This window comes from Luteibacter sp. P4_E6 (genome assembly GCF_056401535.1).
On sequence record NZ_JBFUJE010000093.1, the window covers coordinates 1 to 11,425 of the forward strand.

Consider the following 11,425-nt stretch of genomic DNA (forward strand, 5'->3'; position numbering starts at 1 on the left):
TCCTTGCGGTGGGCGCCATGCTGGCCATCCTGTTCGTCGGCGGCGCCGCGACATGGTTCCTCTCCGGGCGCAGTCCCTCGCGCCCGAAGAACCTCGTCACGGTGACCCCCGAGCAAGCGCTGGCGAAACTGAGTGATGCGTTGCCCGCGGCGGATGTCGGGAAGGTGCGGGTTTGGGGGGAGCTGCTCGCACGATGGCAGGTTGGATCGAAGGACACCTCGGTCGCCAACGCGATCAACTGCGATGCGGTCATTTTTCCTGGTTTTGCCTGCGTCAGCGGGCGGGGGTCACTCGACCAGCTGCGCCGTTTCGACCGGCCGATCGTGCTCGAACTCGACGACGCTCACGCCAGACAGCAGGTGCTTCTGGTCGGCGCGGGCGACCAGGCCATACGGCTCTATCTGGGCGGCAAATACGTCGAACTGACCCGTGACGTCTTTGAACGTGTATGGAACGGTCGCTTCTATGCCGTGTTCCGTGTCGACCCCGCCATGCCCGGAAAACTGACTCGTGGCGACGCTGGCGATGGCATGCACTGGCTGCTTGGTCGCCTTCCGCCCGAGGCCAATCCTGGCGGTTCATCGCCGTCGACGATCTTCGATCGGACGGTGGAGGCGCGGGTCCGCAACCTGCAGCAGCGGTTCGGTATTGCGGCCGACGGCGTCGTGGGCCCGGAAACGATGTTCGCGCTGTCGTCGCTGGAAGCCGAAGGGCCGCATCTCGCCCGCGGCGTGCCTTGAGCATGTTCGTCCATGTCGACACGCGCCGGCGCTCGCGCCTGTGCTGGGCCACGATCCTCATCGTCATCGTCTGCGTGGTGTGTTTCGTCGCGCTGGCCCTGAGCGGGTTCGACGAGCGTCTGGCAGTCATGCGGCGCTGGGGCACCGTGCCGGCTCACCTGCTCAGCACTGGACTGCCCCTGTGGCAGCAGCTCAGCGATCCCGCACTTCTGCGGCTGTTCACGGCGATCTTCATCCACGGCGGCTGGTTGCATCTGGTCAGCAACCTGCTCTTCCTCGTCATTTTTAGCCTGCCCGCCGAACGGAGCCTCGGCTCCCCGCGCTTTCTCCTGCTCTTCCTGCTCGGCGGTGTGGTGGCGAACCTGATCGGTGCCATTTCGTTGACCGGAACCGGTGTGCCGATCGTCGGATGCAGCGGAGCCGTATCCGCCGTGGTGGGTGCTTATGTGACGCTGTTTCCGCGGGCGAAGCTCGGCCTCGTGCTTCCTCTGGGCCTCTTCCTCGAGTTCGTGCGCGTGCCGGCATTCGTACTCATCGGCATCTGGGCGCTGGTGCAGCTGCTCTTCAGTTATGCGGGCGCGAGCTATGGCGCCGTCGTGTGGTGGACCCACATCGGCGGCTTTGTCTTCGGCATCGTCTTCGCGTTGTTTTCGCGCGGGGCGATCGTGCGCCGCTTACGCGGCTGACATCTCGCGCGGCGCGTGCAGGTGCTCGCGCACGAAGTGACGCAGCAACCGGGTGGCCACGGGTGTCGCCACGACGGCGGCCAGCATGTCGTCCGGCGCCTGGCCTTCGTCACGAAGCACGTCGTGCTTGCGCCGGATGTAGGCGCGCATCACTTCGGCGGAAAATTCCGGGTGGAACTGTGTACTGACTGCGTGCCTTCCGTAACGGACCAGATGGTGCGGATCGCGTTCAGACCGCGCAAGGGCGATGGCGCCAGGTGGGAGCTCCATCACGCTCTGTTCGTGAGTGGCATGGGCGTGGAATCTTTCCGGCAACGAGGCACCGAGTGATTCGTCGGCCGCGCGTTCCGTCACGGTGGTGAGGCTCACCGTCCCCATTTCGCGTCCGCCGGGAAGGTAGTCGACACGGCCGCCGAGCGCATGCGACATCAGCTGGTGCCCGTAGCACACGCCCAGAAGCGGCAGGTCGACATCCATCGCATTCCGGATCCAGCCGGCCGTGCGTTCGCTCCACGCCAGTCGTTCGGTCACCATCGATGCGGAACCGGTGATCACCGCGCCGGCACACTCACCGGGCTCGGGGAGTCGATCGCCTTGCTCGACATCGATGATGCGCAGGTGTGTCGCGCGAAGACGCAGGCCAAGCTGGAACCAACGAGGGAAGTCGCCGTGACGTGCGCTGATCACGTCGGGTGCGCGGCCGGTACGCACGATGAGTAGGGGTTTCATGGGGAAATTGTATCGTCGATATCGGTGGGCGGAAGGACGTTGAGGACTTCGCGCGCCGTCGTGACGCCGGCGGCTACCTGCGCCGCCGCGGAGATGCGTAAGGGTTTCATCCCGTCGCGCAGGGCGGCGGCACCCAGGCGCGAAAGGTCCAGTTCGGCGGAGATGAGGCCACGCAACCGCGACGAGACGGGCATCATTTCGTAGATGCCGGTACGTCCGAGAAAGCCGGTCTTCCGGCACTCCAGGCAACCCACCGATTCGAACACGCGCTCGGGCACGGGAATGTCCCAGCCATGCGTGACGGCACGCCATTCGTCAGGATCCTGCGTCGTTGCCCGCTTGCAGTGCGGGCACAACGTACGCACCAGACGCTGGGCGACCACGCCGGTGAGCGTGGACTGGATGAGGTAGTGCGGCACGCCCAGGTCGAGCAGGCGCGTCACCGCACTTGGCGAGTCATTCGTATGCAGCGTCGACAGCACCAGGTGACCGGTGAGCGATGCCTGCACCGCCATCTGTGCGGTCTCGAGGTCGCGGATCTCGCCGATCATGATGATGTCCGGATCCTGTCGCAGCAGGGTGCGAACACCTGCGGCGAAATCCAGGTCGATCGAGGCCTGCACCTGCATCTGGTTCAGTTCCGGCGAGACCATTTCGATCGGGTCTTCTACCGTGCACACATTCAATTCCGGCTTGGCCAGATGCTTGAGCGTTGAATAGAGCGTGGTGGTCTTGCCCGAACCCGTCGGGCCGGTAACCAGCACAATGCCATGAGGCCGCTCGACCATGCCGCGCCAGAGCAGGCCTTCCTCTTCCGAGAAGCCGAGCTGCGCGAAGTCCTTCATCACCAGGTCGGGATCGAAGATACGCATGACGATCTTTTCGCCGAATGCCGTCGGCATGCTCGAGATACGCAGCTCGACCTCACGCCCACCGGCCGAACGCGTCTTGATACGGCCGTCCTGCGGGCGGCGCTTTTCAGCGACGTCCATGCGAGCGAGGATCTTGATGCGAGAGGTGACGGCGGTCATCACCGGTGGCGGTAGTTCGAACACCTTCTGCATCACGCCATCGATGCGAAAGCGCATCTGGCCGGCATCGCGACGCGGTTCGAGGTGGATGTCGGAAGCGCGCTGCTCGAAGGCGTACTGCAACAGCCAGTCGACGATGTGCACGACATGCCGGTCGTCGGCACCGAGTTCGCCACCCTTGCCCAGCTCGACCAACTGTTCGAAGTTGATGATCTTTGAGGTGTCGCCGATGCCCTTGGCGTCCTGGGCCAGCTGGATCGATCGCTGCACGCCGTAGAACTCGAGCAGGTAGCGGTTGATGTCGATCGGGCTGGCGACGACGCGGCGTACGTCGCGACGAATCATGTGGGCGAGGTCAGTAGCCCATCCGGCGTCGAAGGGTTCCGCTGTGGCGAAGACCACTTCGCTGGTCGTGGAGGACACCGGCAGGATGCGGTGGCGCTGCGCATACGCGCTGCTGACCACCTGGGTGACCTGGGCCACGTTGACCTTCATTGGATCGATTTTCAGATAGGGCAGGTCCGCCTTGGCGGCGACCCATTCCATGAGACCTTCCAGGCTCAGGGGGCGTCCGTCCTCACGACGGTTCACCGGCTTCGCGTTGGCGACGACCACGAGCGGGTGAAGCTCGATCGCGGTCTTGCCGCTCCTGGACCCCATGCGGACGCGTTTGGCATCTTCCCCGGTCAGGTAGCCGTCGACCACCAGGGAGGCCAGCACCTCGTCGAGTTCGAGGCGGCCACGGCGTCCCAGGAGTGCGCCAAGTTGCGGATTGACTACCATCGCTTGCGACCCTGTGTGAATCCCACGCCGCTATACTAGCCCGCTTTATCAAGGACTCGGGAACCATGTCCGCGCCCACTTTCCAAGACGTGATCCAGACCCTGAACCGCTATTGGGCGGACCAGGGCTGCGTGCTGGTCCAGCCCCTCGATACCGAGGTCGGCGCGGGAACCTTCCACCCGGCGACCTTCCTTCGTGCGCTCGGACCCGAGCCCTGGGCAGCCGCCTACGTGCAGCCCTGCCGTCGCCCGACGGATGGCCGCTATGGCGACAATCCCAACCGACTGCAGCACTACTACCAGTACCAGGTAGTGCTCAAGCCGAACCCGGACGACATCATCGAGCTCTACATCGGCTCGCTGAAGGCGCTGGGCATCGACCCGCTGGTCCACGACCTGCGTTTCGTCGAAGACAACTGGGAATCGCCGACGCTGGGCGCCTGGGGTCTGGGCTGGGAAGTCTGGCTCAATGGCATGGAGGTGACGCAGTTCACCTACTTCCAGCAGGCCGGCGGCCTCGAATGCCGTCCCGTCACCGGCGAGATCACCTACGGTCTCGAGCGCCTGGTGATGTACCTGCAGAACGTCGACAGCATCTACGACATCGTCTGGACGCACGCGCCACACGGCATGGTCACCTACGGTGACGTGTTCCACCAGAACGAGGTGGAGCAGAGCACCTACAACTTCGAATACGCCAACGTGGCCGAGCTGTTCCATTGGTTCGACGTCTGCGAAGGCGAAGCCGCCAAGCTGATCGCCGCGGGCCTTCCGCTGCCGGGCTATGAGCAGGTCTGCAAGGCCAGTCATGCGTTCAACCTGCTCGATGCGCGTCGCGCCATCAGCGTGACCGAGCGCCAGCGCTACATTCTGCGCGTCCGCACCCTGGCGCGCGCCGTGGCCGAGGCTTACGTCGCACAGCGCGAGAAGCTCGGCTTTCCCGGCCTGAAGAAACACAAGGAGGCCGTCCATGGCCGATAAGCGCCTGCCGCTCGTCATCGAGCTGGGCACCGAAGAACTGCCGCCGAAGGCTCTCGACGACCTCGCTGCCGCGTTCGCGCGCGGCGTCGTGGAGGGTCTGGAAAAGCGCGGTGTGGCCGCCGACTACGCCTCGGCGAAGGCGTATGCATCGCCCCGCCGCCTCGCTGTGCATATCGCCGATGTCGCCGTCGCCCAGCCCGAACAGACCGTCGAACGCCGTGGCCCCGCCGTGGCCGCCAGCCTTGGCGCGGATGGTGAGCCGAGCAAGGCCCTGGTCGGCTTCGCGCAGTCCTGCGGCGTCGATGTATCGGCGTTGGAAAAACTCGAGACCGACAAGGGCGCCTGGTTCGTTTTCCGGGCCGTGAAGGCCGGGCAGCCGACCGCTGCGTTGCTGCCGGAGATCGTCACTGAATCGCTGAAGGCCCTGCCGATCCCGAAGGCCATGCGCTGGGGCAATCGTGACGACAGCTTCGTGCGTCCGGTCCATACCTTGCTGATGCTGCATGGCGCGGACATCGTCGAAGGCCAGATCCTTGGCCTGACCAGTGGTCGCCTCAGCAACGGTCATCGCTTCCACCATCCCAAGCCGATCCACGTTGCCGACGCGGACAGCTGGCTGGACGCCTTGCGCCACGCGCACGTCCTCGCCGACCCTGCCGAGCGCCGCCAGCGCGTGCGCGACGAAGTCGCCCGCGTGGCCACCGGCGGCGTGCCCAGCCTGTCGGACGGGTTGCTCAACGAGATCGCCAACCTCACGGAATGGCCGGTCGGCATCGCCTGCACGTTCGAACGCGCCTTCCTCGACGTGCCGCCGGAAGCCCTGGTCACCACGATGGAGACCAACCAGAAGTTCGTCCCGGTGTTCGATACCGAGGGTCGCCTCACCGAGCACTTCATCGGCGTGGCCAATATCGAGAGCAAGGACCCGGCCGAGATCCGCAAGGGCTACGAGCGGGTCATCCGCCCGCGCTTCGCGGACGCCAAGTTCTTCTGGGACGAAGACCTGAAGTCCCCCCTGGCGGACTACCAGGAAGGTCTGAAGAACGTGACCTACCAGCAGTCGCTGGGTAGCCTCTGGGACAAGACCGTCCGCGTGGCGGAACTGGCCCGGGTGATCGCCAACCGTGTCGGTGTCGATGCCGGGCAGGCCACGCACGCCGCTGCTCTGTCCAAGTGCGACCTGCTCACCCGCATGGTCGGTGAATTCCCCGAGCTGCAGGGCGTGATGGGCCGTTACTACGCCTCGCGTCAGGGCATCGACGCGAACGTTGCCGATGCGCTGGACAGCTTCTACCAGCCCCGTTTCGGCGGCGACGCCATCGCTGCTGGCAAGGTTGGCCAGGTGCTGGCCGTGGCGGAGCGCCTGGACACGCTGGCGGGCATCTTTGCCGTGGGCATGAAGCCCAGCGGCAACAAGGATCCCTTCGCCCTGCGCCGCGCCGCGCTGGGCCTGGCTCGTACCCTGATCGAGGGTGGCCTGGACATCGAATTGCGCGCCACCCTGACCGAGGCTCTGGAGATGATTCCGGAGACGGCCCTGGTGGCAGGCGTGAAGCCGGGCAAGGACGGCAAGGTCCCGGCGGTCGATGTCGGTGCACGTCGTCGCGAGTTGGGCGACGACGTGCAGGCCTTCGTGCTCGAGCGCCTGCGCGGCTATTACGCCGACCAGGGTTTTTCGACGGACCAGTTTGAAGCCGTGCTTGCCGTGGCACCTGCCACGCTGCCCGACTTCGATCGGCGCCTGCGCGCGGTGGGTGAGTTCGCACGCCGCAGCGAAGCCGCCAGCCTGGCGGCTGCGAACAAGCGCGTGGCCAACATCCTGCGCAAGCAGGCCGAAGAGGCCGATGCCGCACCCATCCCGACGACGGTCGACGCCGGGTACTTCGAGTTCGACGCCGAGCGCGAACTACATGCCGCGCTGGCGGCTGCCCGGGCGGAGTCGCAAGGCCTGCTCGCGGCAGGCGACTACACCGGCACGCTGGCGCGCCTGGCGGCGCTTCAGGCACCGGTGGACCGGTTCTTCGACGACGTGCTAGTGAACGCCGAAGACCCAGCGGTGCGCGCGAACCGCCTCGCGCTGCTTGCACAGCTCAAAGCGACCTTCGGCGCCATCGCCGATATCTCCCGCCTCTGATCCGACCGTGCTGCCTCCCACCCTGCCTGCCTTAGCAGGTGTGGTGGGAGCGGCTGCCGTATCCGGCTGATCAGGCCGCCGCGGCGCCCTTGTCGTCCTGGATACGCGACATCAGGGTGCGGCGGAAGGCAATCATGCGATCGGCATAGTCGCCCTCGTTCGAGCGGGCGAGGATGGCGTACATCTCCGCAACCAGGTCCGCGTGGCGCACCGGCGAGAAACGGCTTCCCGTCATCTCGATATCCGACTGCAGTAGCTTCATCGCTGCCGCCAGGCGCGATGCGTCGAGTGCCGTCGCCGGTTGGCCCACGGCATGGTGGCTGCCGTCGCGTCCACGCATCGACTCCGACGTCTCGGTGCGGGTCGCCGGGTCATCGCCCGAGCCGTCCAGCATCATCGGGCCTTCGCCCGCCGCCAGCCACACCAGCGAAAGGCCCAGGGTCTTGGCCATGGTCACGCAACGGCCGCGCGACGGGTCGGTATTGCCGTCGCGCCAGCTACGCACGACACCTTCCGAGAACMCGCAACGGCGGGCGATCTCACTGACACTGCCCGAGATCTTGATGACCGCGCGAACGCGGCTGGCGAATGAAGAGGCCGGTACGCTGGCATCTCCACGGCTGTTATCCAGGCCGCCCATGGCGGAATCGGCCAGGACGGATCCCCTCGAATTGTCGTTCATGCGCATGGAACCTCGTTGTTTTCTACAGGCCGCCCCCCGGCGATTTCGCGAACAAACGCGCGAACCTCGCAATCGGTGTACAGCGATTGCCCTTCGAAAGCCTTTCGTTTGAGAAGTTTCGTAAGTTCGAGGGTATCCGGATCGCGCTAAAGAAAGGCTTCGCGCCACATGACATCTTGTTTAGACAGGGGCGAACGCCTTATGCGACGCGCTTACCCCCCGTTCTGGCTAGGAATGTTTCCTAGGCCAAAGTCCTAATTCACCAACGCCGTCTTTGTGAGAATTCCGTAAAGTACTGGTAATTCGAAAGATTTTTCGGCCCATTGAGATTGCTTCGTAAATTACTGCTGCAACATGTAAATCGAATGTAAAAATTTCGCATTGCTTACTCGTGAAACCTTACGTATATCTGTCACGTCGCCGTAGCAGGCGATGATTCGGGGAGCGTGATCTTTCGTTGGATCACGTTGTTTAGTGGGGACTTTTGCCGCCGATTCAAACCAGAGCCTAGCGTATGCCGGGCCGGGGTCGGCTTGTCGCTAATCGCAGGTTCCTGCGATAGCGGATTTTAACGGGGAGAAGCATTCAATGAATTCGCGTCAATACCGCGCAGCGTCACTGGGACGTCGCACCGCGCTCGCCCTGGCCATCGGCCTGGGTTCCGTGTCGGGTGCTGTTTTCGCCCAGGCGACCACCGGCGCCATCTTTGGTCAGGTACCCGCCGGCGCTGGCTCAACCGTCAGCGTCACTAGCGATGCCGGCTTCACGCGTGACGTGACTGTCGATGCTGACGGTCGCTACCGCGCCAGCAACCTGCCGCTGGGCAACTACACCGTCAGCCTCAAGCGCGACGGCGCCGTCGTCGATTCGCGCAAGGACGTACCGATCAAGGTCGGCGGCAGCACCRATGTCTCGTTTGCCGCCGCAGCCACCGCCGCATCCGCGCAGTCGCTCGACTCGGTAACCGTCACGGCTAACACGCTTCCGCCCATCGACGCCACGGCAGTCGACGCGCGCACCGTGATCACATCCGAAACCCTCGCCCGCCTGCCGCTCGGCCGTAACGCGGAAGCCATCGCGCTGCTGGCGCCTGGCGCCGYACCGGGAAGCCAGACCCTGGGCAATGGCCGTTACCGTACGGTGTCGTTCGGTGGTTCCGGTGCTTCGGAAAATGCTTACTACGTCAACGGCTACGCGACCACTGATCCTTACCGCAATCTCGGCGGTGTCGGCCTGCCGTACGGCGCCATCGACCAGCAGGAAGTCTACACAGGCGGATATAGCGCCAAGTACGGCCGCTCCGATGGCGGCGTGATTTCCCAGGTTGGCAAGAGCGGTACGAACGATTGGCATTTTGGCGCACAGGTTCTGTGGGAGCCGAAGTTCGCCGCGTCCGCGCCGGGCAGCATCTACTACAGCGACGCTACGCTGCCCGCTGGCTACGGTTACCAGTCCCCCGGCAAGGCCGGCACGATCTACCGCAACCGCGCAGACAACACGAAGTGGACGACCACGTATAGCGCGTACGCCGGCGGCCCGCTGATCAAGGACAAGCTGTTCTTCTTCATCGCGGCTGAAGCGGAGAAGTCGGAAGGTGTGTCGACGGCATCGGTGGAAGCCAACCCGGTCGCCAACAACCACTATACGTACAACCTTCCSAAGTACTACGCCAAGCTCAATTGGAACATCAACGATTCCAACATCCTGGAATTGACGGGTATTCATTCGACCGACGAGCAGCGCGGCACCTACTACAACTACGACTACCCCACCCGTTCGCAGGGTCCGGCGCTCGGATCGTCCGCCGATACGACCAAGCTCGATTCGAAGTACGCCATTGCCAAGTACACCAGCTACGTCACCGACGACGTGACCGTGACTGCGACCTACGGCAAGAGCTGGACGACCGACTACCTGCAGAATCCGACGCCCAACATCGTCAACCAGCCTTACATCGACCGCCCGGACCTTCAGAATCCGGCGCTCAACGGTGGTCGTCCCATCACTAACCTCAACACCTCGAACCTTTCTCAGGATCCGGGTGCGGGTAGCCACACGCGCGGCCTCCGCCTCGATCTCGAGTGGCAGCTTGGCGACCATCACCTTGCCGGTGGTATCGACAACATGCATTACTCCGGCGACAGCGTCGGCCAGTCGACCAGCGGCCCGGGCTACTACCTGCGCTACCGCAAGGCCTCTGCAGCCAACGTAAACAACCCGATCAGCTCGTCGCTGGGCGTCGGCGCACCGGGTGGTCAGGGCTACTACGTCGATCAGCGCGTCTTCTCGTCGGTGACCAGCATGTCACTCGACCAGCGCGCCCAGTACCTCGAAGACCGTTGGCAGGTGACCGACCAGGTCCTGCTCAGCATCGGCGTGCGCAACGACCGCTTCAAGAACTACAACGACTCCGGCCGCGCGTTCGTCAACAACGCCGCGCAGTGGGCGCCGCGTCTTGGCGCCGCCTGGGACGTCTTCGGTGATTCCTCGCTGAAGATCTACGGCAACCTGGGTCGCTACTACCTCGCACTGCCCAACAATGTGGCTGTCCGCGGTGCATCGCCCTCGACGTTCACGGACGAGTACTTCACCTATACCGGCATCGACGCGCAGGGTCGCCCGACCGGCCTGACGGCTCTTGGCCCAGGCCCCGTTTCCGCTAACGGCGAGTATGGTCAGGCGATCGATCCGGAATCGGTGACGGCGCGTGATCTCCGCTCGCAGTACCAGGACGAAGGCATCCTCGGATTCGACAAGATGCTCGGTGCCGACTGGGTTACAGGCGCCAAGATCACGGTACGCAAGCTGCGTACGGCGATCGACGATGTCTGCGACACCGGCCGGATCGGCGACAAGCTGGCGTCCGAAGGCATCGATCCGGACTCGGTCACGATTCCGGGCTGCGTGATCTTCAATCCGGGCTTCACCAACACCTTCAGCCTGGCCAATGCCAACGGCGTGGGTCGCACCGAAGTGACGATGAACTCGGAAGAGTGGGGCTTCCAGCAGAAGGCGATCCGTCGTTACTACGCGCTCGACCTCTACCTGGAGCATCCGTTCAACGGCAAGTGGCAGGGTCGCATCGATTACACCTTCTCGCGTAGCTACGGCAATACCGAAGGCCAGACCAAGTCCGACATCGGCCAGACCGATATTTCGAAGACCCAGGACTGGGATTCGGGCGAGCTGATGCTGAACTCGAATGGCCTGCTGACGAACGACCGTACGCACCAGCTCAAGGCGTATGGCGCCTACCAGCTGACCGCGGAATGGCTGATCTCCGGCAACCTACGCCTTGCGTCCGGTGCCCCGAAGTCCTGCCTTGGCTATGAAAATGCCAATGCGGATCCGGATCCGATCGGTTACGGCTCGTCGTACCACAACTGCAACGGCCAGCCGTCGCCTCCCGGCAAGACGCGCAATCCGTGGTATCGCCAGCTTGATCTCGCTGTGACCTACCGTCCGTCCTTGTTCGACAACCAGGTGGCCTTCGGCCTCAGCGTCTTCAACGTCACCAACGAACGGAAGCCGCTCACCAGCTTCTCTCCGTATGAGTCCATCCCGAAGACTGTGCTCAACAACTACAACCTGGGTCAGTACTACCAGACCCCGCGCTACGCACGACTGACGGCAACGTACGACTTCTGATGACATCGCCAC

Annotated in this window: 8 protein-coding genes; 5 read left to right on the forward strand and 3 right to left on the reverse strand. The window is 64.1% G+C overall.

Annotation, left to right across the window (positions count from 1 at the left end):
* Both AC1DT2_RS08230 and AC1DT2_RS08235 read left to right on the forward strand, forming a co-directional pair.
* Positions 1 to 740 (forward strand): peptidoglycan-binding protein (locus tag AC1DT2_RS08230; protein WP_477295782.1); only part of this gene is annotated, 740 nt, incomplete at its 5' end.
* 2 nt (positions 741 to 742) lie between these two features.
* Entirely contained in the window at positions 743 to 1,426 is a 684-nt protein-coding gene (locus tag AC1DT2_RS08235) for a rhomboid family intramembrane serine protease (RefSeq protein ID WP_477295784.1), read from the forward strand.
* Here AC1DT2_RS08235 and AC1DT2_RS08240 read toward each other — a convergent pair.
* Positions 1,415 to 2,155, reverse strand: a complete 741-nt coding sequence (locus AC1DT2_RS08240; RefSeq protein ID WP_477295786.1) for a glutamine amidotransferase — start codon at positions 2,153 to 2,155, stop codon at positions 1,415 to 1,417. The genes AC1DT2_RS08235 and AC1DT2_RS08240 overlap by 12 nt on opposite strands.
* Positions 2,152 to 3,969 (reverse strand): type IV pilus assembly ATPase TfpB, encoded by a 1,818-nt coding sequence (tfpB, locus tag AC1DT2_RS08245; RefSeq protein WP_213949142.1) that lies wholly within the window; start codon positions 3,967 to 3,969, stop codon positions 2,152 to 2,154. The genes AC1DT2_RS08240 and tfpB overlap by 4 nt, the downstream gene beginning before the upstream one ends.
* A 65-nt stretch (positions 3,970 to 4,034) precedes the next feature.
* Between tfpB and glyQ the strand changes: the two genes are divergently transcribed.
* Positions 4,035 to 4,949, forward strand: coding sequence for a glycine--tRNA ligase subunit alpha (gene glyQ, locus AC1DT2_RS08250; protein WP_477295788.1), 915 nt, complete (start codon positions 4,035 to 4,037; stop codon positions 4,947 to 4,949).
* Positions 4,939 to 7,083: a glycine--tRNA ligase subunit beta gene (glyS, locus tag AC1DT2_RS08255; protein WP_477295790.1), complete on the forward strand. Its 2,145-nt coding sequence runs from the start codon at positions 4,939 to 4,941 to the stop codon at positions 7,081 to 7,083. Before glyQ ends, glyS begins: the two co-directional genes overlap by 11 nt.
* Before the next feature lie 70 nt (positions 7,084 to 7,153).
* Here glyS and AC1DT2_RS08260 read toward each other — a convergent pair whose 3' ends face one another.
* Positions 7,154 to 7,765 (reverse strand): helix-turn-helix domain-containing protein, encoded by a 612-nt coding sequence (locus tag AC1DT2_RS08260; RefSeq protein WP_477295792.1) that lies wholly within the window; start codon positions 7,763 to 7,765, stop codon positions 7,154 to 7,156.
* Between the two features lie 588 nt (positions 7,766 to 8,353).
* Here AC1DT2_RS08260 and AC1DT2_RS08265 point away from each other — a divergent pair.
* Positions 8,354 to 11,413, forward strand: coding sequence for a TonB-dependent receptor (locus tag AC1DT2_RS08265; RefSeq protein ID WP_477295794.1), 3,060 nt, complete (start codon positions 8,354 to 8,356; stop codon positions 11,411 to 11,413).
* Positions 11,414 to 11,425 lie beyond the last annotated feature (12 nt).